28 protein-coding genes and 1 pseudogene are annotated in these 23154 nt (G+C 59.7%); 19 read left to right on the plus strand and 10 right to left on the minus strand.

The annotated features are described in order from the left end of the window. The first annotated feature begins 17 nt into the window (after positions 1-17). From Q0837_RS16410 to Q0837_RS16420, 3 genes and pseudogenes are all read left to right on the plus strand, one after another. A complete protein-coding gene (locus Q0837_RS16410) occupies positions 18-1643 on the plus strand; it encodes a serine hydrolase (protein ID WP_298471204.1) in 1626 nt (541 codons plus the stop codon). Between the two features lie 115 nt (positions 1644-1758). Next, positions 1759-2142, plus strand: a pseudogene (nth, locus tag Q0837_RS16415) (endonuclease III); the annotation flags it as partial. A 63-nt stretch (positions 2143-2205) separates the two neighbouring features. After that, the gene (locus tag Q0837_RS16420) at positions 2206-2295 is read left to right on the plus strand and encodes a hypothetical protein (RefSeq protein ID WP_298471820.1); all 90 of its coding nucleotides are present in this window, start codon (positions 2206-2208) and stop codon (positions 2293-2295) included. Between the two features lie 4 nt (positions 2296-2299). Here Q0837_RS16420 and Q0837_RS16425 read toward each other — a convergent pair whose 3' ends face one another. Then, on the minus strand, positions 2300-2917 hold the full coding sequence (locus tag Q0837_RS16425) for a LysE family translocator (protein WP_298471206.1): 618 nt from the start codon (positions 2915-2917) through the stop codon (positions 2300-2302). 30 nt (positions 2918-2947) lie between these two features. Between Q0837_RS16425 and Q0837_RS16430 the strand changes: the two genes are divergently transcribed. Continuing rightward, on the plus strand, positions 2948-3469 hold the full coding sequence (locus tag Q0837_RS16430; protein ID WP_298471208.1) for an Lrp/AsnC family transcriptional regulator: 522 nt from the start codon (positions 2948-2950) through the stop codon (positions 3467-3469). Positions 3470-3488: 19 nt separating this feature from the next. On the opposite strand, the gene Q0837_RS16435 is transcribed toward Q0837_RS16430, so the two are convergent. Continuing rightward, positions 3489-3941, minus strand: coding sequence for a hypothetical protein (locus Q0837_RS16435; RefSeq protein ID WP_298471210.1), 453 nt, complete (start codon positions 3939-3941; stop codon positions 3489-3491). A gap of 160 nt (positions 3942-4101) precedes the next feature. Here Q0837_RS16435 and Q0837_RS16440 point away from each other — a divergent pair, with 160 nt between their 5' ends. Then, the gene (locus tag Q0837_RS16440; protein ID WP_298471212.1) at positions 4102-5088 is read left to right on the plus strand and encodes a nitronate monooxygenase family protein; all 987 of its coding nucleotides are present in this window, start codon (positions 4102-4104) and stop codon (positions 5086-5088) included. Between the two features lie 257 nt (positions 5089-5345). After that, complete coding sequence (locus Q0837_RS16445) at positions 5346-6026, plus strand: hypothetical protein (protein ID WP_298471214.1); 681 nt, start codon at positions 5346-5348, stop codon at positions 6024-6026. A 40-nt stretch (positions 6027-6066) separates the two neighbouring features. Here Q0837_RS16445 and Q0837_RS16450 read toward each other — a convergent pair whose 3' ends face one another. From Q0837_RS16450 to Q0837_RS16465, 4 genes are all read right to left on the minus strand, one after another. Continuing rightward, a complete protein-coding gene (locus Q0837_RS16450; protein ID WP_298471215.1) occupies positions 6067-6525 on the minus strand; it encodes a hypothetical protein in 459 nt (152 codons plus the stop codon). A 102-nt stretch (positions 6526-6627) separates the two neighbouring features. Further along, on the minus strand, positions 6628-7110 hold the full coding sequence (locus tag Q0837_RS16455; protein ID WP_298471217.1) for a DUF4402 domain-containing protein: 483 nt from the start codon (positions 7108-7110) through the stop codon (positions 6628-6630). A gap of 170 nt (positions 7111-7280) precedes the next feature. Then, complete coding sequence (locus Q0837_RS16460) at positions 7281-7541, minus strand: zinc-finger domain-containing protein (protein ID WP_298471219.1); 261 nt, start codon at positions 7539-7541, stop codon at positions 7281-7283. Positions 7542-7578: 37 nt separating this feature from the next. Beyond that, entirely contained in the window at positions 7579-8160 is a 582-nt protein-coding gene (locus Q0837_RS16465; RefSeq protein ID WP_298471222.1) for a DUF4402 domain-containing protein, read from the minus strand. Between the two features lie 141 nt (positions 8161-8301). Between Q0837_RS16465 and Q0837_RS16470 the strand changes: the two genes are divergently transcribed. From Q0837_RS16470 to Q0837_RS16505, 8 genes are all read left to right on the plus strand, one after another. Further along, a complete protein-coding gene (locus Q0837_RS16470; protein ID WP_298471224.1) occupies positions 8302-9255 on the plus strand; it encodes an ABC transporter ATP-binding protein in 954 nt (317 codons plus the stop codon). A gap of 17 nt (positions 9256-9272) precedes the next feature. After that, positions 9273-10268, plus strand: coding sequence for an MBL fold metallo-hydrolase (locus Q0837_RS16475; RefSeq protein WP_298471226.1), 996 nt, complete (start codon positions 9273-9275; stop codon positions 10266-10268). 437 nt (positions 10269-10705) lie between these two features. Continuing rightward, a complete protein-coding gene (gene nadB, locus Q0837_RS16480; RefSeq protein ID WP_298471227.1) occupies positions 10706-12289 on the plus strand; it encodes an L-aspartate oxidase in 1584 nt (527 codons plus the stop codon). Continuing rightward, the gene (locus Q0837_RS16485; RefSeq protein WP_298471229.1) at positions 12286-12747 is read left to right on the plus strand and encodes a DUF5063 domain-containing protein; all 462 of its coding nucleotides are present in this window, start codon (positions 12286-12288) and stop codon (positions 12745-12747) included. Before nadB ends, Q0837_RS16485 begins: the two co-directional genes overlap by 4 nt. Before the next feature lie 58 nt (positions 12748-12805). Further along, entirely contained in the window at positions 12806-13744 is a 939-nt protein-coding gene (locus Q0837_RS16490) for a TraB/GumN family protein (RefSeq protein ID WP_298471230.1), read from the plus strand. 32 nt (positions 13745-13776) lie between these two features. Continuing rightward, on the plus strand, positions 13777-14535 hold the full coding sequence (locus tag Q0837_RS16495) for a hypothetical protein (RefSeq protein WP_298471232.1): 759 nt from the start codon (positions 13777-13779) through the stop codon (positions 14533-14535). A 268-nt stretch (positions 14536-14803) separates the two neighbouring features. Beyond that, positions 14804-15313, plus strand: coding sequence for a hypothetical protein (locus tag Q0837_RS16500; RefSeq protein WP_298471234.1), 510 nt, complete (start codon positions 14804-14806; stop codon positions 15311-15313). 198 nt (positions 15314-15511) lie between these two features. Further along, complete coding sequence (locus tag Q0837_RS16505; RefSeq protein WP_298471236.1) at positions 15512-16426, plus strand: alpha/beta fold hydrolase; 915 nt, start codon at positions 15512-15514, stop codon at positions 16424-16426. On the opposite strand, the gene Q0837_RS16510 is transcribed toward Q0837_RS16505, so the two are convergent. Both Q0837_RS16510 and nrtS read right to left on the minus strand, forming a co-directional pair. Beyond that, a complete protein-coding gene (locus tag Q0837_RS16510; protein ID WP_298471238.1) occupies positions 16423-17013 on the minus strand; it encodes a hypothetical protein in 591 nt (196 codons plus the stop codon). The two genes, Q0837_RS16505 and Q0837_RS16510, sit on opposite strands and share 4 nt — an antisense overlap. 9 nt (positions 17014-17022) lie before the next feature. Continuing rightward, positions 17023-17253, minus strand: coding sequence for a nitrate/nitrite transporter NrtS (nrtS, locus tag Q0837_RS16515; RefSeq protein ID WP_298471241.1), 231 nt, complete (start codon positions 17251-17253; stop codon positions 17023-17025). Between the two features lie 519 nt (positions 17254-17772). Here nrtS and Q0837_RS16520 point away from each other — a divergent pair. The 5 genes from Q0837_RS16520 to Q0837_RS16540 all read left to right on the plus strand — a co-directional run bounded on the left by Q0837_RS16520 (position 17773) and on the right by Q0837_RS16540 (position 21056). Next, positions 17773-19806 (plus strand): ribonucleoside-diphosphate reductase subunit alpha, encoded by a 2034-nt coding sequence (locus Q0837_RS16520; protein ID WP_298471244.1) that lies wholly within the window; start codon positions 17773-17775, stop codon positions 19804-19806. Between the two features lie 115 nt (positions 19807-19921). Continuing rightward, positions 19922-20281, plus strand: a complete 360-nt coding sequence (locus Q0837_RS16525; RefSeq protein WP_298471247.1) for a PilZ domain-containing protein — start codon at positions 19922-19924, stop codon at positions 20279-20281. 40 nt (positions 20282-20321) lie between these two features. Then, positions 20322-20525 carry a hypothetical protein gene (locus Q0837_RS16530; RefSeq protein WP_298471249.1) on the plus strand — a complete coding sequence of 68 codons (204 nt, stop codon included), beginning with the start codon at positions 20322-20324 and terminating at the stop codon, positions 20523-20525. A gap of 55 nt (positions 20526-20580) precedes the next feature. Continuing rightward, positions 20581-20766 carry a hypothetical protein gene (locus Q0837_RS16535; protein WP_298471252.1) on the plus strand — a complete coding sequence of 62 codons (186 nt, stop codon included), beginning with the start codon at positions 20581-20583 and terminating at the stop codon, positions 20764-20766. Continuing rightward, on the plus strand, positions 20763-21056 hold the full coding sequence (locus Q0837_RS16540) for a hypothetical protein (protein WP_298471254.1): 294 nt from the start codon (positions 20763-20765) through the stop codon (positions 21054-21056). The genes Q0837_RS16535 and Q0837_RS16540 overlap by 4 nt, the downstream gene beginning before the upstream one ends. Before the next feature lie 12 nt (positions 21057-21068). Here the strand turns inward: Q0837_RS16540 and Q0837_RS16545 are convergent, their stop codons facing one another. Continuing rightward, a complete protein-coding gene (locus tag Q0837_RS16545) occupies positions 21069-21941 on the minus strand; it encodes a hypothetical protein (protein ID WP_298471255.1) in 873 nt (290 codons plus the stop codon). Positions 21942-21989: 48 nt separating this feature from the next. Next, the gene (locus tag Q0837_RS16550; protein ID WP_298471257.1) at positions 21990-23003 is read right to left on the minus strand and encodes a hypothetical protein; all 1014 of its coding nucleotides are present in this window, start codon (positions 23001-23003) and stop codon (positions 21990-21992) included. Positions 23004-23154: the final 151 nt, after the last annotated feature.

A 23154-nucleotide genomic window follows, 5' to 3' on the forward strand; every position in this document is an offset into this window, starting at 1 on the left:
TTTCAATGGCGGCGCTTATGTCGGCCATAGCAACCAAAGCAGAACCACTGTCTGCCAACGAACAGCGGCGGATCGATGCGATTTTTGCCGGGCTTCAGACGGAAAATGTGCCGGGTGTTGCGGTTGGCATTGTACGCGATGGCGAGACCGTGCTGGCGCGGTATGCCGGGCTGGCAGATATGTCGCACAAGACGCCGCTCGGGCCGGAAAGTCGTTTTAACATTGCCTCGAATGCTAAGCAGTATGTCGCGCTAATGACGCTCGATCTGGCCGTTCAGGGTCAAATCGACCTTGATTCCGATTTCCGCACCTATCTCCCCGGTGTTCTGCCGGAGATCGAGCAAACGATTACGGTAACCCATCTCATCACGCACACCAGCGGTGTCCGGGACATCTATGACCTTTGGGGCCTCACTGGGCTGACGTGGTACGAAAACCGCCTTCGTAATCGCGACGCTATCGATTTGCTCAATCGTCAGACTGGCCTGAACTTCGCGCCTGGCAGCGCATATCTCTACAGCAATTCGAACTACATCATTCTCGCCGAATTGATTGCTGCAGCATCGGGCGAGGATTTCGACGACTATGCCGGCGCGTTTTTCGAAGGGCTCGATATGGCAAGCACCGGATGGCGCGGTCGCTATGGCGAGATCGTGCCCAACCGCGCGCGCGCCTACGGCAATTACGGCCAATGGTTTGAAGATCCCGCGATTGCCAATCTGTTTGGCGATGGGTTTCTGTTCACGACCTTGCCGGATCAGCTTGCATGGGAGCAGCAATTGCAGCGCGCAGGCTCTTCGTTGTCAGCGGACCTGATCGCTCAGAGCCAGTCCCGTCCCGATGCCAACCTCCCCGGCGAATATGGCTACGGGCTTGAAGTCGGCACCTATCGGGGTCTCGCGCGGGTCTCGCATGTCGGTAGCACGGGCGGATACAACGCATTCCTCAGCCGGTTCCCGGAGCACAACCTCGCGATTGTCGTAATCGGCAACACGGCCGAAATCGGTGTCGTACCGCTCGGAAATGCCATCAGCGATGCGCTGCTAGCCGACGAGTTTCAGGCCGACGCCACCTTCCCTGCAGGGCCCGCGCAACTGCAATCGAGGCCCGCCAACGCTGACGTACTCGGCCTGTATGATGTCGACAGCGGAACACTGATCCGGGTGGTCGAACGCGATGGCGAGCTATTCCGCGAAATTGAAGGCCGCGATCCCGTGCGGCTGATCCATGAAGAGGGGAATCTGTTCGCCTATGAAAGCAATGCCGACCTCAAGATGGCGTTTGATCGCGATCAGGACGGCGAAGCACGGATGCGCATCTTTTTCCCGCAGCAGGCCACTCTGATCGGCAGCCGGCTACCCGCGCTCACGCTCGATGGTAACGAGGGCGATCAAATTCTGGGCCGGTATCGCAATGACGAGACCGGGTTCGCCCTGTCTGTCGAGGCGGTCGAGGGCGATGTCGTGACGGTTCGCGCCGGAGGAAATCGGTTCGACGGCCGCCTGGTCGCTCCCAATGACATTCGCGCAGGCAATTACCGGCTGCGGCTGGAGCGAGATGAAACCGGTCAGGTGGACGGAATGAGGCTCGACGGAAACCGCATCCGCGACGTGGCGCTTGAGCGAGTGGACGGGGATGCTTGATCGGCCCGCGACAGACGAAATCTACCGCCGCCTGTCGGAGGCGATGCCGGGACGGACAAAGGGTGCGAAGGGCCCCAAGGGTCAGCCCGATGCCTTTCGATCCTGCATTTCCTGCATGCTCTCGGCCCAGTCGCTGGATCGCAACACAGCCGCCGCAACGAAGGCGTTGTTCAAGCTGGCGAGGACGCCGGAAGAAATGCTTGCGCTGGAAGATGCAGCGATTGCCGAGGCGATCAAACCGTGCGGCCTTTACAACAACAAAACGCGCAATATCCGCAAGTTCTGCACCGCGCTGATTGAGGAGCATGGCGGCTTCGTGCCGGACACCCGCAAAGGGCTGATGGGCTTGCCCGGGATCGGCTGAAAATGCGCCGATATCGTGATGAGCTTTACCTTCGGCAAAGACGTGATCGCGGTTGATACGCATGTCCACCGCGTGTGCAATCGGATCGGACTGACCGAGGCAAAGACAGCGGAAAAGACCGCTCAGCAGCTAGAAGAGCGCAGCCCCGAATGGGCGCTGGCCAATGGCCATTTCTGGCTGATCCAATTCGGCAAACGCGTGTGCCGCGCACGCGTGCCGAAATGCGAAATCTGCGTTGTCAGCGATCTGTGCGAGACGGGGCCGATCGAGCGTGATCCGGTCGATTGACCGATCAATTGCTCACCCGCGCGATCCGGAAGGCCGCGACCAGCAGCGCTACGCCCGCTACCCGATTTAGCGACTTGAGTACCCACGGTTTCACGCCGCTGCGGGCAATCGTCTGGCCCAATGCTGCGTAAACCGAATAGACCACGATATCGAGCACCAGCGTCGTCAGCCCCATGATCAGGATCTGCGGCGCGATGGGTGCGGTTGCGTCGAGGAACTGCGGCAGGATCGCAGCGAAATAGAGGAGCGCCTTGGGGTTGGCGAACTCGACGACGAAGCCTTTCGCAAACATCGTTGTGCGTTTCTCCGGCTCACCCCTCTCGACCCGCAGCACGCCCGCTTTGCTCAGCAAAGCCGACACACCGAGATAGGCAAGATAGCCGACACCGGCCCATTTGATGATCGTAAACAGCCAGTTGGAAGCGATGATAAGCGCTGCGATCCCGGTCGCCGACAGGGCAAAGTAGATCACATTCGCGCTGGCAATGCCCATGATTCCGAATTGAGCGCGGGCGAACCCATTGTCCGACCCTTGCGCGGTAACGGTGATCGCTGCCGGGCCGGGTGTGAAGACCACGACCAGAGTTGTGATCGCGAATATCGTGAATGTGGTGAGTTCCATACTGGCCTCCTTTGGCGGGGAGACGTAGATATGCTGGGCAATCGGGCTGGGACTACCAGCATGATGCCGGTGAAACAGGATTTTGTCCGGCCAACGCAACTGTCGAACCGGGAGAGATACATCTTCGATCTGGACCACAAAGACCGCGCTCTGCTGAAAGCGCTAAAGGCAAATTCGCGTGCGAGCCTCGTCTCGCTCGCCCGGGATATCGACCTGTCGCGCAGCGCCACGCATGATCGCATTGCCAAGCTTGAAGAGATCGGCGCTATCAAGGGCTATACGGTCAGGCTCCACCGTGAAGCCCTGCCCGAGGTTCGTGCCTTTTTTACGCTACAGTTTGAAACAAGCGCCGCCCAATCGGAGCAAGTGCTCGTCATCAAAGAGCTGCCAAACGTTGAAGCAGTTTATTGCCTCTCAGGCGACATCGACGCGCTTGTCTATTGCGAAGCCGAGACCGTGTCCGAGCTGTCCGACCTGCGTGATCAGTTGGCGCGGCATGACGGTGTGACAGCCATCAGCACGCGCCAGATACTGGCCACGTCGCAGGATTGATCGTCCCCATAAGGTGGAGTTAGCGGGGCTCCGGCCAATGCAGGACTGTGCGCTGAGCCACCCAACCAGCGGCTGCGGAAATGGCCACGAAGATCCCGACCATGATCAGATTGCCGCCATCCTGAAGGAAGGTCGAGGGACCTTGGGAAAGCAAGAGCCCGCATAGAATTGTTGCAACCAGCGCGCCGATTGCCGCGCCGTGCCAGTGGCCGGGCGGCGCGAACTGTCGCAGGGCCAGACCAAATGCGGTTCCCAAGGGGGCGATAAGGACGAAGGTCAATATCGCAGTGATGATGAAACCATAGAAGCCGCCATAGATGAAGATCGCGAAGGCGGAACCGGGGGCGCTGCCGAACAGCGCGAGCACCATGAACAGAACCAAGACCGTCAGAAACACGATACCCGACGCAATGATGCTGGCCATAAACAGGTCCGGGATGCCGGGAATGTTCGTGTCTTCTTCTGTTGCCATGTCCAGCCTCGGTGTCGTGGTCGAGCGAGCTTAGTCAATGGGCGGGCTCAGATGAAGCGCTGCTGACGCTACGGCTTGGGGCCTTACCAAAAGCGCGCTTGCAAGGCCCACATTTCTCGGCTTGTTTCCCGCTCGAAAACGACTCCGGGAGGACAACACAATGAAAACCGCCATCACCGAAATGTTCGGCATCCAGCACCCGATTATCCAGGGCGGCATGCACTATGTCGGCTTTGCCGAGATGGCAGCGGCGGTTTCCAATGCTGGGGGCCTCGGAATCATCACCGGTCTGACCCAGGGTACTCCCGAGAAACTCGCTAATGAGATTGCCCGCTGCCACGACATGACCGACAAGCCGTTCGGCGTGAACCTTACGATCCTGCCAACACTGACCCCGCCTGATTATCCGGGGCTGCTCAAGGCTGTGATCGATGGCGGCGTGAAGGTGGTGGAGACCGCCGGACGCAACCCGGTGGAGCTGCTCGGCCCGCTGAAGGATGCCGGGATCAAGGTGATCCACAAATGCACCAGCGTGCGGCACTCGCTCAAGGCGCAGGATATTGGCTGCGACGCAGTAAGCGTCGATGGTTTCGAGTGCGGCGGTCACCCGGGCGAAGACGATATTCCCAACTTCATCCTGCTGCCCCGCGCTGCCGATGAGCTGGAGATTCCGTTCGTATCCTCGGGCGGCATGGCCGATGGCCGCTCGCTCGTCGCCAGTCTCGCCATGGGGGCGCAGGGCATGAACATGGGCACGCGCTTCATCGCCACGAAGGAAGCACCGGTGCACGAGAATGTGAAGAAGGCGATTGTCGAAGCCTCCGAACTCGACACCCGCCTTGTTATGCGCCCGCTGCGCAACACCGAGCGCGTGCTGGCCAACGATGCGGTGGAACGCCTGCTCGAGAAAGAGAAGGAGCTGGGCGACGCGATCACGATCCAGGACATCCTGCCAGAGGTCGCCGGGGTCTATCCGTCGATCATGATGGAAGGCGAGATGGACAAAGGTGCGTGGAGCTGCGGCATGGTCGCCGGTCTCATCAACGACATTCCGACCTGCCAGGAGCTGATAGACGGGATCATGAGCGAGGCGGATGCGATCCTGGCGCGGATGAACGGTATGGCGCGCGAAAGCGTCACTGCGTAATTTGCCCTATGCTCAGATTTTGCAGAGCCAAGTGATTTCAGCGAGTTAACGGACGACTACGTAGTCCTGCGAATACCGGAAACCCCTGAGGTGCGGTAGTGTTTCTGCGTCTTGGATTTTTCGGTTCTGCTGCCGAAGCGCTGTGGGAGGCACTTCGACAAAGCGGCAGAAAATCGACTCTTCAGGACGGGGGTCTGAACTTGGACATCCGTCGAACGCGCTCTTGGCCGCGATTCTGGCGGCGAAGGGAGCTGCGTGTGGAGCATTTTATATCGCTCGAAATCTGGGCCATCATGGTGGCGGCACCGTGCATCATTAGCTGGTTTTTGGGCGAGATGTATGGCGCGGCGCGGGTCCGCAAACTGATGGAGGGCTCCGGTCCTGATGATGACCATTTGGCCACTGTCGCGGCGCCTGCAAGCGCGGATTGCCAGGCTGAGCGGACGCTGATCTTCGGGCCGAGGGATGTCATGGTCCCTGCACCCGGTGCGCCCTACGATACTGAGCACTATGCTGATCGAAGCGCTGGAATTCCTGAACCCGGTGGGTGCAATCCTCGGGCAAAGGAGCACGTCGCAACCAAATCGATGCAGCGCAGTGCAGATCCAATCCAATCACGCCGCCGCCGCGAAGCGTTCGATGGAATGCCGTCTGTTGCTGAACTGCACGCCCAGGCGCAGCGAATTCGCGAAAGCGATGCCGTTTGGGACGATCCTGACCTGAAGGGTAGCTTGCGCGAGACCGACCCAATCTCGGCGCGCGTGCTTCAGCACTATGTCGGTTCGATCAACGAATTGGCGCGCTGCAATGCGAGGCTGGAGAATGATTGCGCATCGCCCCTTAGGCGGGCTGACGAAGACTCCATCGACGTGCTCCCGCGGTTTGCGGGTGCGGCACCGATGGACCTCGATCAAAAGAACGAGGAGCTCTTCATCTAATTCCAAAGCGCAATCCGGGGTTGGACTACGCCTTCAATGATCAGCTTTCGGCTTGTTCTGCGCGTGTGTAAGGCACGAAGTCTTCGAAGAAGACCGCTCCTGTGAAAAAGCCCGCCAAACGATCGGCAGTGGTCACCACGTCGAGGCGGCACAGCTGACTGGAATTGAACCGGCGCGAAACCACAATGTCGTCGCGGTCGATATCGTTTGGATTGCGCGTGCGCTGGACATAGATCGTCCGGCCGCTGCCATAGACGTAGGCAGTTTTGTCGATCACGCGAAGACGGTCATTGAGGCGGGTACGGATGCAGCGTTGCGGTTCCCCGGCAACGCGGCCCTCCAGCATTTTGGCCAGTTTCTTTTCGCCCTTGGTCATCTCGGTGGATTCGGGCTTTTCTTCCTCGGCAAGCGCGGGCGGCGCGGCGGTCAGCGCGAGGCCAGCAGCGGCGGCTCCAATGGCAAGAGCGGGAACGCGGGTTGAGCGGGTCAGGCGAAGCATCGAACATCTCCTCAGGTTCAGCAATATGAGACTACGTCTCTTGCCTGAACGTGCAATGAGCACCAATGTTTCGAATTCTTACCGGTTTTCGCCGGAATCAGATCATTCGTATTCGAGTGTGACAGTGAACTCGCCGTTGTAGACGCCAGGTTCCTGGTTCGCGCCGACCTGCAAACGTCCGGCAATCGTGAAGCTGAAAAAGCCATCAGGATTGGCGATGCGGAAGCGGCGCGGGTTGGTGGTGATCAGGATTGGCGGGCGACTGCCAATCGTCACGCGGTCCAGCAGCATGGTCTCGGTCCCGCCATCGCGGGTCAGCAGATAGGTGTTGGCATCGATATTGATCAGCACGCGCTGATTGAACTGGCCAAAGCCCCAGAACCGTGCCGGAATCTGTGATCCATCCACCTGAGTAACACCGCCAGTGGTGGACACGGCACCGGTGGAATCCATCACCACAGTGCCAGCGGTGTTGGTTGGGATAATCAGCCCGAAATCGAGATCAGTCTGTTTGACGAAACTGAGCGGCGTAACGAGAAACGCCTGCGCGTCCGCACTATCGGCGTCTTGCGCATATGCAGGCACTGCGCTTGCAAGCAGTGCAGCCCATAAAAGCAAAACCCTGGAAACTATTCGATGCATTGTGCGGCCCTGTTAGTCCTTTGAACAAGGCTATTAGGGTGGGACCGTTAATATTGCTTTGAGACCGTCGTTAATTCCGCATTACTTTGGCGGATTACTGATGATCGAAAATTTCACCGGTGACCGGGGTCGGAACCTTCGGAAATGTCAGGCAGGCTGGCATGGTCGGCACCTTCCGCCGGGCCGCCTTTGAGCACGAAGCGCCGATCACAATAGCCGCAATCGACATATCCATGCTCGTCGATCTCAAGATAGATGCGCGGGTGGCCGAGCGCTGCGGGGCGATAATTATCTCCGCCGCGAATGCCGCTGGAGCCGTCGCAGCTGACGCGTTTGGTATCGACCAGGATGACTTCAGGTGGCGGTGTGTTCATGGCGTGAGCGAATAATCGCGCACCGCGCACTTTTCAATCACTGATAGTCGATGCGGATTTCGAACGTACCCGTGTACAACCCAGGTCCCTGATTGGGGTTCACATTGAGCGTGCCGCCGACCCTAAAAATGAATGTTCCGTCCAATGTATCGATACGGAACCGTTCCCAGTTCGGGTTCGACCGGACGCGCCGGAGGCTTGGTGAGCCGTTGATCGTGATGTCGGTGACGGTCATGTCGTCGCCGGGGCCAGTGAGCGTAATCGTGTTGCCGACCGGGCGGCGAATACGCACGCGCTGGTTGAAACTCGCTGACCCGCCGAAAACGGCTGGCTGACATTGATTGGTCTGCACCAATCCTGCACTGGCGGTGCAGGTCGCCAACGCATCCGGGGTCAGCACGATCGTGCCCCCGCTGCTGCCGATAATGTCGCCAAAATCGAGATCGGCGAGCTTGGTGATGGTGAGCGGCTCGATCAGTGCAGCCCGCGCGTCAAATGACGCCGATTCCGATTGCGCAGCCGCACCCGTGGGGGTGAGAGCAAGGGCAGCCGCAAACGAGCCGCAAACAGCGAACCGTCCCTTGGCGCAGGCGCGCAGGATCGAAGAAAGGCTTCTCATCACTGCGCTCCAATAGCGGTCTAGGTATGTCGGCATGGCGACCAAACTTGGTTAATATCGAGGTAGCAAAAGCGGCCGCGTTCACCCCGCTGCCTGACTAGGGCTCTTGCGTGCGCCGGGTGCATCTCTATGGCTGCGGCGATGGCTGATGCTCCTGCAATTCGGATCGACAATCTCGTCAAACGCTATGCCGCGCCAAAGGGTGCGAAGGGCGAAGAGGCGGAAGGAAAGCTCGCGCTGGGGGGTGTGAGTTTCGACGTGCCCGAAGGTTCGATCTTCGGTCTGCTCGGACCCAATGGCGCTGGCAAATCGACTCTGATCAACATCCTCGCCGGGCTGGTCAACAAGACCGGCGGATCGGCCGAGATCTGGGGTTTCGACATCGATCAGCAGCGCCGCAATGCGAGCCGCGCGATCGGGATCGTGCCGCAGGAAATCGTCTTCGATCCCTTCTTTACGCCCTATGAAGTGCTCGAAAATCAGGGTGGCTTTTATGGCATCCCGGCAAAGGACCGCCGCAGCGAGGAATTGCTCGCCGCCGTACGCCTTGCCGACAAACGCAACGCCTATGCCCGCACGCTCTCGGGCGGAATGAAGCGCCGCCTGCTGGTGGCCAAAGCGATGGTCCATTCGCCGCCGATCCTTGTCCTCGACGAACCGACCGCAGGCGTCGACGTCGAACTGCGCCGCCAGCTGTGGGAACTCGTAACCGAGATGAACCGTGAAGGCGTGACCGTGGTCCTGACCACACACTATCTCGAAGAAGCAGAAGAGTTGTGCGACGAGATTGCCATCATCAATCACGGCGAACTGATCGCGCATAAGCCAACCCGTGAGCTGGTCGAGATGGCGCGTGAAAAGATCGTCGCTGTCACTGTGGCGAATGACTTGGCTCAGGCACCATCGCACGAAGCGTTTTCGAAGGTCGAACTGGCGGGAGAGCGCGGCGTCGAGGTTACCTATGACAAGGACAAGTTGAACGCCGGACAGGTGCTCGCGATCCTGCAGGAGCAGGGTCTCACGGTCGAGGATGTGACAACGCGAGAGGCTGACCTTGAGGACGTGTTTGTGCAGCTGACGGGAACGGGTGCTTAGAATTGGGAGTTAGCGAAATGCGTACGACACTTGCAGCATGCGCGGCCCTCAGCCTTTCTGGCTGCGGATTTCTCGCTTTCGACGACAAGAGCACCTCACCCGAAAGCTCGCCTGCTGACATTGCAAGCGGCATTCCACGCGCCGAACAACCAGCCGCCTGCGCCACCGAAGGCGCGGCCCTGCAAGTGCTAGGCAGCGGCGGCCCGATTGCCGAAGCGGCGCGCGCTGGTACTTCCTATCTGTTGTGGATCGACGGCGAGCCGCGCCTCCTCATCGATGCAGGCTCGGGCAGCTTCCTGCGCTATGCCGAGGCTGGCGGTAAGCTCGAAACGCTGGACGCAATTCTGGTGACGCATCTCCACGCAGATCATGCGGGCGATCTGATCGATGTGCTCAATTCGGGCGGGTTCGAAGGGCGCAGTGAGCCGCTCGTCTTAGTCGGCCCCGATGCCGCGCCGCGTTTCCCTGGTATGTCCGCCTTCACGCAGCGCTTGCTTGGCAAAGAGGGCGGTGCGTTCGCCTATAATGGCGGCTATGGAGACGGCACCGAAAACAAGCCGGAATTGTCGGTGCGCGAGATCACCACTGCTGAAGGGTCAGCTGATCCCATCGGCCTGGACGTTTCCAACGATTATTCCGTGATGGCGCATCCGGTGCATCACGGTCCAGTCCCCGCGCTCGGTTACGCCATTGAGATCGGAGACAAGAGCTTTGTTATCACCGGCGATCAAAGCGCGCTGAGCGAGCGGTTCCTTGCCGACCTGACCGGCAGCAAGCCCACGATCCTGTTCGCGCATCACGTGATCAATGGCGAGGACGGCCAGCCGCGCGGGCTGCACCGGACGCCTGCGCAGATCGGCGACTTGGCCGGTGCGCTGGAACCAGGGCGGCTGGTGCTGACCCACAATATGGATCGCTCGCTCATGCCGATCGACGCCAGTCTTTCAGCCATAGCTCAGAGCTACCCGGGCGAAGTCAGTGTAGCGATGGATCTCGATTGCTACGCCTTATGACGTGATCGAAGCACATGGATGATGTGCGGCTTGGTTTCCTCGGGCCGCCAGCGACCATGCGATATCCGGTGGAGCGATTTGCCACAGCCTTGGCATTTGCCGATATAGCGGCCGCCGAACCACCTGATTTTGTTCGAATTTGGTCTGTGTCTGCCAGCCAGACACATCGCTTTGGTGAGAGCGGACATGAAGAGGGTGTCCTTTTCGATCGGCCCGAACGGCCGTGAACCCCTGTTTTTATGCGACTCGCGGCGCGCGCTCGTACGGTAATTACCTCATTGCGGGCGCATTGGCTCCACTGCTGAACCTGAACTGCGGCAAGCCATGCCGGTTTTGCGGCGGACCCCTATCGCAAAGTGCCCAGCCACTAGGATTCGCCTGCTGTCTGGTACTCGTGAGCCTTGCCCGGGCCCGCATTGCGCGGCAAGGCTTTGGCGATGAACAACGAATACGACGTCATTATTATCGGCTCCGGCGCTGCCGGGCTGACCGCTGCGCTGGCGCTGGCCGAGACCAAGCGTGTCCTGGTACTCGCCAAGGGATCGTTGACGGGCGGATCGACCGCCTGGGCGCAAGGCGGGATCGCCGCCGTGCTGGATGCGGGCGACACATTCGAAAACCACGTGCGCGACACGATGGTTGCAGGCGCAGGCTTGAACGACCTTGAGACGGTCGAGTTCGTGATCGAACAGGCTCCGGCGAGCATTGATCGGCTGGTCGAGCTGGGCGTGCCGTTCAATCAAGATTCGGGCGATTTGCACCTCACCCGCGAAGGCGGGCACTCGCACCGCCGGATCGTGCATGTCGACGACGCGACCGGCTGGGCGGTGCAGGAGGCGCTGCTGAAAGCTGCCGACGCCAACCCCAACATCACCACTTTGCCGGGCCGCACCTGCATCGACTTCATCACCGACCGCCACCGCGAGAAGTTCTCCGCTGCGGGCCGGGTTTGGGGCGTTTATGCGCTCAATGAGGAGACCGGCCGGGTCGAGCGGCATGTGGCGCGCGCCACTGTGCTTGCAGCGGGCGGCGCAGGGCGCGTCTACCAATTCTCAACCGCGCCGCGCGGGGCAACCGGCGATGGAATCGCGATGGCCTGGCGAGCGGGTGCGCGGGTCTCCAACATGGAGATGATGCAGTTCCACCCGACCTGCCTCTACAATCTCGAGGTCAAGAACTTCCTGATCACCGAAGCGGTGCGGGGCGAGGGCGGGCGGCTGTTCCATCCCGAGACCGGCCACCGCTTCATGGCGGATTACGATCCAGAGCGGATGGAGCTGGCCCCGCGCGATGTGGTCGCCCGCGCGATCGACGATCAGATCAAGCGTTTTGGCCTCGACTACGTGCATCTCGATATCAGTCACCAGCCGCCCGAATTTGTGAAAGAGCACTTCCCGACGATCCACGAGAAGCTCAGCGGCCTTGGTATCGACATGACCACTGGGCCGATCCCGGTCGTCCCTGCGCAGCATTACACGTGCGGCGGCGTGGTCGTGGGGCTGGATGCGCGGACTGATCTCCCTGGCCTGTGGGCGGCGGGCGAATGCACCGAAAGTGGCCTGCACGGCGCGAACCGCTTGGCCTCGAACAGCCTGCTCGAATGCTTCGTCTATGGCGAGGCGGCGGCGAGCGACATTCTGGCGAACTGGGACAAACTGGGTGATCCACCGGCGATCAAGCCATGGGATGAAAGCCGCGTCTCAGATTCGGACGAGCAGGTCGTGATCAAGCAGAACTGGACCGAAATTCGCCGCTTCATGTGGAACTATGTCGGCATTGTCCGCACCACCAAGCGGCTGGAACGCGCACAAAACCGCATCGCGCTCCTCAAGCAGGAGGTGGAGGATTACTACGGCAGCTTCGTCGTCACCACCGACCTGATCGAGCTGCGCAACCTGCTTCAGGCGGCGGAACTGATCGTGAAATCCGCGCTGGCAAGGCACGAAAGCCGCGGGCTGCACTATACGATGGATTATCCGGAAACGTCGGAGGCGGTGCAGGATACGGTGCTGGTGCCTTGAACGAGCACCGGACAAGAATTGAGTCGGCGATCCACCGCTATCTTTCGCATTTCCAGCCCGACAATATCTCCTCCGATTTGCGCGACGTTGCAGTCTCATTGGATGGTCTGGTGCAAGTCTACTTCGAAACCCCTGACGTTGAACCCTTGTCGGAGAATCCGACTGAGGCACCGGGCATTGATGAGGCTGCATTCAGTCGCAACGCCGCGCGCTTTTTTGAAGGAGACGATGTGATCTGGTTGGTCGACTCTAAGGGAGGACACGATCAAGATCCCGTGTGCACTTTCGCAACTTCCGAACTGGCTGAAATTGCCAATGACCTGACAAAAGTGCTCTGGGAGTTCAAAAATGGCGCAGAGGCTGACGCGATCTGGGAGTTTCGCTTTGGTTATCAGTCGCATTGGGGCGATCATCTGCACCGTGTGAGACATTATCTGCACGGGCTTGCTGCTTGGTAGCCTGATCTAATTTCTGTACATCGAACGGCAATCCGAACACCCTTACGAATGTAGCGCCATGGTTGTTCGCTTGACTCTTACGTTCGCTGTGCTCGCTGGGCTGACCGTTCCACTATCCGCCCAAGAACCACCCGCCCCCAACTCCATCGTCGTCACCGCGCAGCGCTCAGGCGCGCCGATGTGGACTATCGATACGCCGACCGGCACTGTCATCCTTGTCGGTGAAATCCGCGCGGTGCCCAAATCGACACCGTGGCAGCCCGACCGGCTCAAGGAAGCCACCGCAGAGGCGCAGCGAGTTATCATCCGCGCGCGGCCCAAGTTTTCTCCCGGTGATGTGCTGCGGCTGATCTTTCGCGGGGGGAGCTTTACCAAGCTGCCCGAGAAGAACGTCGCCGCAGATTATCTTGATGAGGCTCAACGCGCGCGTCTTGCCGCGCTCGAAACGGAATACGATCAGGATTACGATCGAGGCTCGTTCCTGATGACGAGCTTCGATCTGCTCGCGCGGCGGCTCGATTTCGACGACTCGACGACCAAGGATGCGACCGAGGTGGTGCGCAAAGCCGCCGACAAAGTCGATGTCCCGATCGACCGGCCAGAGCGGTTTCGCGGCGAAGACCTGCTCGACAATCTCGCTGAGGCCGAACCGGCCAGCCACATCCCCTGTCTCGAGGCGGCGATGACCGCGACCGAAGCGGGGCAGGAGATCATCGCGCAGCGCGGCGACGATTGGCGAAAGTTCGATGTGCCAGCCGTCATGGCCAACCCGCTTGAGATCGCGCTCGGACAATGTTGGCCGTGGGCGGATGCGGAAGTAGGTGAGGAAATCCGCGACCAATGGACCGACAAGATTGCTGGCGCAGCAGGCAGTGAAGGCGTGACCCTGGCGGTGGTGCCGCTGCGCGTGCTGGCCGAGAAGGACGGCGTGCTGGACCAGCTCGAAGCGCGCGAGTTTTTGATCAGCGGGCCGGAATGGCGCACGCCGCCGCAATAGCCAGCCAAGCCGATCGGGCCTAAACCGCACCTATGACAAAGCTCTCGCTCGCCTGGCTTGCTGGATGCACTCTTGCTCTGAGCGCACCAAACCCTGCCTTCGCAACCCCTCCAGACATTATCGACATTGTTGAGACGCCGTTCGGGCTGAGCGAAACGCATTTGTTCGTGCTGCGCAGCTCGTCCGACAATCTCGGCTTATACGATAGCATGCGGACCGAGACGTTTCTGGTCGCGATTGATCTGTCGACGGGTGAGGAAGAGTTCTGGCTGGTCGACCGCGCTGAGCGGACGCTCGAATACGATGTAGACGGCGACCCACTCGATCACGTCGTGAAACGCGATGCAGGTGCCACGGTGATCAACCCGATTTCGATCTTGACCGAACGCGGCGGATTGGTCTGGAGCGCAATCGAGCTGACTTTGGTCGAACCGACGCTGGGTGAAACCGAAACTGGCTACACTCTAAGCTATCCCGGCGGCATCACTTTCGGGATCGACAAGACGACAATCGCGCAGCGGTTTGCTCGCATGACGACCTTTATGGCTGAAAACGTCGCTGATCGGAGGCGCATGTCGACCATGTCCACGCGCGAAGTTTTTGCCGGTCGCTTTGCATCAGCGGATGATTGCAAGCCGGGAGATGTGCTCGAAAGTGCGGCCATGCGCGCCTATCGCGTTTTCCAGATTGTCCGGGTCGACTGCACCGCTGACGTCGACGATGGCATCACGGCATTTGTGAGTGTCTGGCCCGTCGTCAGTGACAATGGATCGACGAACGACGGGCCCTGAGCCACCCGACTACGTTTGTCCGTCCTCATATGCAGTTTGTCTGCGCAAAATCGCCACTCAGCGAAACATTCGACGAATTGAAGATACGCGATTGAAATAATCGTGCAAATGGGGCACATACCGTTTTGACACAGCGATAAACAACACCCCCGCATAAATGCTGTGCCTGATCGACCAATAGAGCCACTGCGCGAGTTGAGGGACTGGTGCTCGGCTATAACGGTCCTTGCGATCGATCATCCATGAATTTGAGATTGAGGATGAATCGATGAACACGTTGACAAAGCACCTTGCGGTGCTGCCCGCTGCCGCGCTCGCATTTGCGATTCCATTTGCTGCTCCTGCTCTCGCTGGTGAGAAATCCGACGGTATCGTCGTGACCTCGCAAGCTGCGATGGAAGAATGGCAGGCCGCCACCACGGCCAGGATCAATCGCTCGCTCAAGAATGCACCGATACCGAACAACAGCCGTCCCAACGATGCAGTGGTGCAGGTCACCTTCACGCTTGGTGCTGACGGCAAGGCGGAAGACATCGAAGTGCTGCGTGGCAACGGCAACTGGGCCGCGCGCAAGTCTGCGACCTACGCGGTCAGGCGGTTGAATGACCTTGATACGGTTCCGGTCAACAATGCGGACGGCGCGCAGTTCCTGGCGAACATCTTCTTTGCCAGCAGCATGGAGGTTCACAAGCAGCTCAAAGCTGATTTGAACAAGACCCTGGGCGCGCAATTGGCGGCTGCAGACGGCGATAGCGAATACATCTTACTTGGAGGCTAGAGGCCCCTGAAACCACGAACCGCCAAGTAATGCGGCCACCCGGATTGCGATTCGGGTGGCTGCCCACGCCGCACCCCGCTCTCGTCACCAGTCCCTATTAGGCGAGCTCGGGTTGCGGCGTGCGTTTGTCTGCGGCATGCCTGTTTCTAAGCGCTGCGGCCAAGCAGCAAAAGACCAGAAACAGGGAAGTCGCCTTTCATGCCAACAATCACCACGCCGAACACCGGGATCGAACTGTTCTACGACGATCACGGCGATCAAGACCGTGAGCCGATCCTGCTGGTAATGGGGCTGGGTGCGCAGATGCTGCTGTGGCCCGATGAGTTTGTCGACCAGTTGGTTGGCCACGGCTACCGTGTGATCCGATATGACAATCGCGACATCGGCCTGAGCCAGAAGATGGAAGGCACGAGGGCTCCCGGCTTCAAGATGCAGGTGCTGCGCAAACTGATCGGCTTTCCCGCACGCGTCCCTTACACTTTGGCCGATATGGCCGCCGATGGCGCGGGCTTGCTTGCAGCGCTGGAGATCGAACGCGCGCATGTCGTTGGCGCTTCGATGGGCGGGATGATCGCGCAGCTAATGGCGGTGAACCATCCCGAGCGGCTGCATTCGCTTACTTCGATCATGTCGACCACAGGCAATCCCAAACTTCCGCAGGCGGACAGGCCCGCGATCAAAGCTCTTACGGCGCCGCTGGTCTCCATGGACGAAGCGGCCCTCGTTGCGCACGGGATCAATGTTCAGCAGACAATTGGCAGCCCCGGCTTCCCTGCCGATCCCGAGCGGCGCCAAGCGCGAGTGACCGCAATGGTCCAGCGCAGCGTCTACCCGCCAGGTCTCCCCCGCCAAATGGCCGCGATCATCGATGATGGCGATCGCAGCGCACGTTTGCGGAACGTGAAAGCTCCAACGCTGGTGCTGCATGGTGAGGACGATCCGCTGGTGAAGCTGGATGGCGGCAAGGAAACAGCGCGGCACATTCCCGGCGCAAAGCTGGTGACTATTCCCGGCTGGGGTCACGATCTGCCAGTGGAACTGATCGACCGACTTGCGGGCGAGATCGCCGACCATGCCAAGGGTGCCACGGCGAGGGAGGCCGAAGCGGCCTAACCTTCGAGCGCTGCCAGCGAGCGCGCGAGATTGCTTCGCGCCTGTTCTTCGAAACGGTCTTTGCCCCATTCGCTGAAATAGAGCGTTTCGCGCTCCGCAAAGTGGCGCAGCACCTGCCCCCGGCCTTCGCGAAAGGCATCGTCAGGCACATGCGCATACTCGCGCCGGATCTGATCTTCGTAGATGGCGAAGCGCTGAGGTGACGCGCCGAGAATGCCGAGATCCATATCGAGGAAATGCGCGCAGTCGTCGCGCGCTTCATCCTCGAGGTCGTCCGGCAGGAAATGCCCCTCGGTCGCCTCGATCATGCGGCAGGCGTTGGCGAGGCTTCGCCGCGGCAGTGGTGGAGCGGCTGTGATCAGCAACTCGGCGCTGCGGCGCTCATTGTCCTTCGCTCTCGGATCGTAGACCGCGTCATGAAACAGAATGGCGTATTGAACCGCTTGCGGGTCATGCAGCTGGCTGGCGATCCCATCCAAGTGACCCAGCAGCGCCTCGATATGGGACCAGTCATGATAGTGCCGCTGCGGTTCGGCATGGCGGCGATGCAAATCCTGCAGCACGTCTTCGGGGACAGGTTCGAGCATGGGCGCAGCTCAGTCAGCCATCATCGAATGCGCTACGCACGCGCTGTAGGCGCCATAAGTCGCGACGCAGAATGGTACGATATAGGTCAGCACGACTTTCCAGATGTTCGGCGTAGCCCCGGACAGAATCACGTCGCCCTGATTGATCGCCACCAAGACCGTGCCGACCACAATCGACACAGCCAATGATCTGCGCAGCACTGGTCCATCCACGCATTGCCGCATTGCTTTCCGGTTCATCGTCGAGTTCGCTCCTTCGCGCCGATTGATTCAAAAGTTTCAAAGCTCGATTCGATTGATTCAAAGGCTCTGGTTACCGGTTTTGCCCGCTTAAATTTTTTCGCAGATTCATTTTAGGACTTGCGCACTTCACAAGCCTAGCATTTCCGCCGCGTCGCGGCGTTGCAGCAAAGTAATACACCTCGTCACAAAGCTGCAACTTTTGTTAATTCGACATTTACCCTCTTGCGCGCGACTCGCTGGTGATTCAGTATCTAGTGGTTGTTCGGGGTCGCCCACCCACAAGACCTAGTGATCGTTCACGCAATACCCATATCCCAACGTGGAGGGTTTGCGAGGGGGAGGGAGTCGCTGGAGAGGGTGGAAAGTGGCCCCGAACAGGACCGATTGGCTGAAAACCCACTGCGGAAGCTGTGGGTTTTGTGTTGAAAGGTCTGTATAGAACAGAATCGGAACAAAGGCCTTCATTCGCTAGAAGGGGCCGGCGACCGATTCGGGGAACTCGAAGCGGGGCCAAAGATGGAATTCAAAGCGAGCGATAATGTGTCTGCAGAAGTGCTAACCGACGCCGATTCGGGCGAGGTGCTGGGGCAGCCGGAAGAAAACAAGAAAGCTGTATCCATGGAAAAGAGCGACAAGGGCAGCGAAGAGCTGATCGCCGCGAAAGCAGGCGAAGCGCTGGCCGGTGCCGTGGCGGAAGCCGCCAAGTCTGCAGCCATTCCCGACAGCAAGACTGTGAATGCGCGCCGGTTCGATGTTCAGACCGATGACGCACGTGACGCCAACCTGACCGAGTTCGGCAAGGAAACGCTGACCGACCGCTATTTGCTTCCCGGTGAAAGCTATCAGGATCTGTTTGCGCGCGTCGCCGATGCCTACGCCGACGATGCCGAGCATGCTCAGCGCCTTTACGACTATATTTCGAACCTGTGGTTCATGCCTGCGACCCCGGTGCTGTCGAATGGCGGTACGGGACGGGGCCTGCCGATCAGCTGCTATCTCAACTCGGTTTCCGACAGCCTCGACGGCATCGTTGGCACCTGGAACGAGAATGTCTGGCTCGCCTCGAAGGGCGGCGGCATCGGCACCTATTGGGGCAATGTTCGCGGCATCGGTGAGCCGGTCGGCCTGAACGGCAAGACCAGCGGTATCATTCCGTTCGTGCGCGTGATGGATTCGCTGACACTGGCGATTTCGCAGGGCTCGCTGCGGCGCGGCTCGGCGGCATGTTATCTTGATGTCTCGCACCCGGAGATCGAAGAATTCCTCGAAATTCGTAAGCCATCGGGCGACTTCAACCGCAAGGCGCTGAACCTCCACCACGGCGTGCTGCTGACCGACGACTTTATGGAAGCGGTTCGGGGTGGTGACGAGTTCGAGCTGAAATCACCCAAGACCGGCGAAGTGCGCGGCAAAGTCGATGCGCGCTCGCTGTTTCAGAAGCTCGTCGAGACCCGCCTCGCGACCGGTGAGCCCTATATCGTGTTCAACGACACGGTGAACCGCATGATGCCAAAGCATCACCGCGATCTGGGCCTCAAGGTTTCGACCTCGAACCTGTGCAGCGAAATCACACTGCCAACCGGTGTCGACCACCTCGGCAACGATCGCACCGCTGTGTGCTGCCTCTCTTCGCTCAACCTTGAAAAGTGGGATGAGTGGAACGGCGACAAGCAGTTCATCGAAGACGTGATGCGCATGCTCGACAACGTCCTGCAGGATTATATCGACCGCGCACCCGACGAGATGGCGCGCGCCAAATATTCCGCCGAGCGAGAGCGTTCGGTTGGTCTGGGCGTGATGGGCTTCCACTCGTTCCTTCAGCAAAAGGGACTGGGTTTTGAAAGCGCCATGGCCAAAGCGATGAACCTGAAAATGTTCAAGCATATTCAGGCCAAGGCATCCGAAGCTTCAATGCTGCTTGCGCAAGAACGCGGGCCATGCCCGGACGCCGCCGAAATGGGCGCAATGGAGCGGTTCAGCTGCAAGATGGCAATCGCGCCAACCGCGTCGATCAGCATCATCTGCGGCGGCACGTCTGCCTGCATCGAACCGATCCCGGCGAACATCTACACGCACAAAACCCTGTCGGGCAGCTTCATCGTGAAGAACCCGTATCTGGAAAAGCTGCTGCGTGAAAAATCGAAGGATTCCAACAATGTCTGGAATTCGATCCTGGAAAATGGCGGCTCGGTCCAGCATCTCGATTTCCTTTGCGAAGAGGAAAAGGCGAGCTTCAAGACCAGCTTTGAAATCGATCAGCGCTGGCTGCTCGAATTCGCTGCCGACCGTTCGCCCTATATCGATCAGGCGCAGTCGCTGAACCTGTTCATCCCGGCGGACGTCGACAAGTGGGATCTGATGATGCTGCACTTCCAGGCATGGGAGAAAGGCATCAAGTCGCTGTATTACCTACGCTCGAAATCGATCCAGCGCGCAGGCTTTGCCGGCGGTGTCGAAGCCGACAACACGGCAGCAGCGCCCGAAATCGAGCTGAAAGCCGAACTCGGCGAGCAGCAGACCGATTACGAGGAATGCCTGAGCTGTCAGTAACGCTCCGCGCGATCTTCATCAGAATAGCCCCCGCAAGCATCAGCTTCGCGGGGGCTTTTCATATCCGCTCGCTTTTACGCGGCTTTAAGGCCCTTGCCGTATTAACCTTGCCGCTATGCGCACACGGAAGACACCTCGCAAATCCATCAATGTCGCAGGCCGGTATTTCACCGGGCTTGGCGATCCGGTCGATGTCACGCTGAGCGACCTGTCGGAAGGCGGCTGCCGCTTTCCCGTTGGCTCGCACAAACTGACCGTTGGCGCACCGCTGCAGATCTATGTCGCCGGCTCGGGTCCACACCGGGCCGCGATCCGCTGGATCGATGATGACAATGTCGGTGTGACTTTTGCCACGCCGCTGACGCCGGAACAGGTTGAGAAATTCAAGGCGAGCCATGTGCCCGACACGTCCGCCGACGCAACGCCGGGCGAATTCGAGATCGTTCCGGACGCCCTGCCGCAACGCTTCTGCTGAAGCCATTGGCACGCCGCAACCGCGAGTCTAGTCTGAGGCCATGACGCTCGGCCAATTGATCCCCCTCATTCTGATCGGATTTGCGCTGATCGAGCTTCCGCTGTTCTTGCGCTGGTACGGTTCCGGGAAAATGCCCGTTTCAGCAGCCTACACCGCCGCAGCGTTATCGATTACGCTGCCCATCGCCGCCTACGTATTTCTGACCTTCGTCATGCCAGAACTGGGCGCGCAGGAAGTTCTGTGACATAACCGTTCCCGGGATCGTTCGCGCTTCGGCGCATTGGACGGGAGATATTGTCATGCAACCACCACTATGGATCGGCGCGATCGGGACGTTGATCTTTCTCGCATTCTTATTGAACGGCCTCCGGTTGGTACGCGGCACGGCGGGTCATGCGGCCAATGCCGGGGCTCTGCATATCGGCATGGCATCGATTGCACTGCCGGTGATGTGGGTCGTCATTCTGGTTGCGGCGCTGGGATGAGTAATACGGGTCGAATCCTAGCCGCTGGCGCGCTCGCGCTGCTGCTGTCGGCCTGCGCCAGCCAGATCGACGCCACTGTGAGCCAGGAACCAGACACGCCGGGATTCCTCTGGGGTCTGTGGCACGGATTTATCTTCCCGTGGTCGTGGATCGGTTCGCTGTTCAACCCCGATATCGCGGTCTACGCCGTACCGAACAAAGGCCGCTGGTACGATTTCGGGTTCTTCCTGGGCATCACGGTTCTGGGCGGCGGATCATTCTTCGGATCGAAGAAAAGCCGCGGCGACTGAATCCCATCGAGCCTATTTGCGCGCGACTTGCTTTTCCAATTCGGCGCGCTGTTGTTCCAGAGCGCGGGTTTCCGCCGCGCAGCGTGCGGCATGCATTGCAAACCGCGCAATCAGCTCTTGTTCGTAATCGCGATTGTTGAAGAGCGTGTCGATCTTCTTGAGAATTTCCGTGCGGTCCTTGGCGTTCTTGCCGATGCCTTTCTCCCGCATTTCGGCTTCGAGATAGTTCTCCTTGCCCTGCAACGCCGCTCCGAGCCGGTTGCGCTGCGCGAGATTCGTGTTGGGATTGCGGATCGCATGGACCATGCCTTGCATGTTCATTCCGAGCGCTTTCATTCCGCCCAGCACTTGCGATTGCCCCCAATCAGGCACGCCTTTGCTGCCTCGCATGCTGCTGATCCCGTCAACCGCCCACCCCATTAGGGTAGTCACGCGGTCCAGCATGTCTTCGGCGGTGTCGGCGCTGGGCAGGTCGGCTGTTTCATCATTGGCGACACCAAGATTGCCTTGATTGTCGACCGTGGCGATGGTGTGATCCTGCGCCAGGTCCTGAGCCGCAGCCCAGATCCTGTCGTTGATCGCCTTCAATTGCGAAGCGGCACGCCCACCATCATCCTCGAGCATCTTGAGCTTTTGTCCGGCCTCGATCGCTTCTTCCCACTTCGCCATTTCGGCTTTGGCCGATTCCTCTTCTCGCTTGCATTTCTGCTTTTGCTTCTTGATTCGGTCCTTGAGCCGGTCCAGCGCTTGCCCCGCCGCCTTCGTTTCAGCCTTGTTGGCGGTGCGCACAGCATCGGCGGCCGATTTGCGTGCATCGTCGAGATTGCCTTGTGCGGTCACAACGGCATCTGCTGCGCCGCCGCAGATCTTGATTTGGTCTTTCACCTTTTGGTGCGCGGTCTTGGCGGCATCGGCAGTGGTCTTTGCCTTTGTCTACGCATCGGCGGCGTCTTGCTTGGCTTTGTCGGCAGCGGCTTTGCGCTGATCCCGGCTTGTGCTGATTGCGGTGTGCTCGCGCAGCGCCGCGAAGTGCTCTTCCTGAAAGCGGTCGACCTGTTCCTGCGCGCGTTGGTAGCGGCCTGTCCCGGTCCCGTCCTCTTTCTCCACAGCATCGCGATAGCGCACGGCGACCACCACGGCCCGCGCTGTATCATCGACGCTCTTCAGCGCTTTGCGATTGTCTTTCTCGAAGTCCTTAAGCGATTTCTCTGCCGCCTTCGCCGCGTCTGCTGCGCTGCGCGATTCCTGCTTGGCGCTGTCGGCGGCACTCTGAGCGGCAGCTGCCTCTGCCTTCAATCGCGCCAGTTTGCGTTCGCAATCGGATTTGGCGCGCTGCGCGTTTGCGAGCGCATTTTGCGCCGCCTGCCCTCGTGCTTCGGCCTGGCGCAATCCCGCACGGGCCTTTTCGAGCTCCTTCTTGTCGCCGCTTTTCAGAACGCGGACATTGTCATCGCTAACAGGCTGCGCGAGCCTAACCGCTACGGGTTGGCGCGGTGCCATACCGGCATAGGGATTGATGTCGGCAAAGCTCTGCGGACCCGGCGCGGAGGGGTCTTCAACCGTGATCTTGAGCACGACGTCCTGTGCCTGTTCGTTGCAGGCGGCAAAGACGTACCAACCGCAGGTGATGCAGCGCGACGTGACACGGCCGTAATGGATACCCGGTTCGGTGTATTGGAAATCGAGCGTCGCCTGGATCGATTTGCTTTGTCCAGGGCCAAGTCCGCGTACGATCAGCGGTCCGTCGGCGCTGAGCCATGGCATATTGTCGAGCTGGAATTCGAAGTCCTGCGGCTTTTCGCAGTTTAGGTTCTGTGCGGTCAGCGTCAGTTCGTACTGCTCACCCGCCTGCCGCGTGCCCAGATCGCGCACCGCAATAACATCCTGCGTCATGGCCGCGCTGCCGATGAATGCAGCCGCCAGTCCAAGCGTTCGGACCGCCCCCATAATGTCTCTCCCCGCCCGGTTTTTAGCAGAATTCCGTGGTTTTTCGAAATTGGGGAGCGGTTCGAGGTTGCGCTTCTTGCAACTTGTTGAAGCTATTCAGGGTGTTCGATGGAACTGGAGTCAGCCAACGAACTGCCGCCTTGCGGGCCCA

Source organism: uncultured Erythrobacter sp. (genome assembly GCF_947499705.1).
Classification (GTDB): domain Bacteria; phylum Pseudomonadota; class Alphaproteobacteria; order Sphingomonadales; family Sphingomonadaceae; genus Erythrobacter.

Coding starts and splice junctions, on each gene's coding strand:
- Q0837_RS16410 (WP_298471204.1), top strand. CDS start 18: ATGTCGGCCATAGCAACCAAAGCAGAACCACTGTCTGCCAACGAACAG.
- Q0837_RS16425 (WP_298471206.1), bottom strand. CDS start 2,917: ATGGAACTCACCACATTCACGATATTCGCGATCACAACTCTGGTCGTG.
- Q0837_RS16430 (WP_298471208.1), top strand. CDS start 2,948: ATGCTGGGCAATCGGGCTGGGACTACCAGCATGATGCCGGTGAAACAG.
- Q0837_RS16435 (WP_298471210.1), bottom strand. CDS start 3,941: ATGGCAACAGAAGAAGACACGAACATTCCCGGCATCCCGGACCTGTTT.
- Q0837_RS16440 (WP_298471212.1), top strand. CDS start 4,102: ATGAAAACCGCCATCACCGAAATGTTCGGCATCCAGCACCCGATTATC.
- Q0837_RS16450 (WP_298471215.1), bottom strand. CDS start 6,525: ATGCTTCGCCTGACCCGCTCAACCCGCGTTCCCGCTCTTGCCATTGGA.
- Q0837_RS16460 (WP_298471219.1), bottom strand. CDS start 7,541: ATGAACACACCGCCACCTGAAGTCATCCTGGTCGATACCAAACGCGTC.
- Q0837_RS16465 (WP_298471222.1), bottom strand. CDS start 8,160: ATGAGAAGCCTTTCTTCGATCCTGCGCGCCTGCGCCAAGGGACGGTTC.
- Q0837_RS16470 (WP_298471224.1), top strand. CDS start 8,302: ATGGCTGATGCTCCTGCAATTCGGATCGACAATCTCGTCAAACGCTAT.
- Q0837_RS16475 (WP_298471226.1), top strand. CDS start 9,273: ATGCGTACGACACTTGCAGCATGCGCGGCCCTCAGCCTTTCTGGCTGC.
- nadB (WP_298471227.1), top strand. CDS start 10,706: ATGAACAACGAATACGACGTCATTATTATCGGCTCCGGCGCTGCCGGG.
- Q0837_RS16490 (WP_298471230.1), top strand. CDS start 12,806: ATGGTTGTTCGCTTGACTCTTACGTTCGCTGTGCTCGCTGGGCTGACC.
- Q0837_RS16495 (WP_298471232.1), top strand. CDS start 13,777: ATGACAAAGCTCTCGCTCGCCTGGCTTGCTGGATGCACTCTTGCTCTG.
- Q0837_RS16500 (WP_298471234.1), top strand. CDS start 14,804: ATGAACACGTTGACAAAGCACCTTGCGGTGCTGCCCGCTGCCGCGCTC.
- Q0837_RS16505 (WP_298471236.1), top strand. CDS start 15,512: ATGCCAACAATCACCACGCCGAACACCGGGATCGAACTGTTCTACGAC.
- Q0837_RS16510 (WP_298471238.1), bottom strand. CDS start 17,013: ATGCTCGAACCTGTCCCCGAAGACGTGCTGCAGGATTTGCATCGCCGC.
- nrtS (WP_298471241.1), bottom strand. CDS start 17,253: ATGAACCGGAAAGCAATGCGGCAATGCGTGGATGGACCAGTGCTGCGC.
- Q0837_RS16520 (WP_298471244.1), top strand. CDS start 17,773: ATGGAATTCAAAGCGAGCGATAATGTGTCTGCAGAAGTGCTAACCGAC.
- Q0837_RS16525 (WP_298471247.1), top strand. CDS start 19,922: ATGCGCACACGGAAGACACCTCGCAAATCCATCAATGTCGCAGGCCGG.
- Q0837_RS16530 (WP_298471249.1), top strand. CDS start 20,322: ATGACGCTCGGCCAATTGATCCCCCTCATTCTGATCGGATTTGCGCTG.
- Q0837_RS16535 (WP_298471252.1), top strand. CDS start 20,581: ATGCAACCACCACTATGGATCGGCGCGATCGGGACGTTGATCTTTCTC.
- Q0837_RS16540 (WP_298471254.1), top strand. CDS start 20,763: ATGAGTAATACGGGTCGAATCCTAGCCGCTGGCGCGCTCGCGCTGCTG.
- Q0837_RS16550 (WP_298471257.1), bottom strand. CDS start 23,003: ATGGGGGCGGTCCGAACGCTTGGACTGGCGGCTGCATTCATCGGCAGC.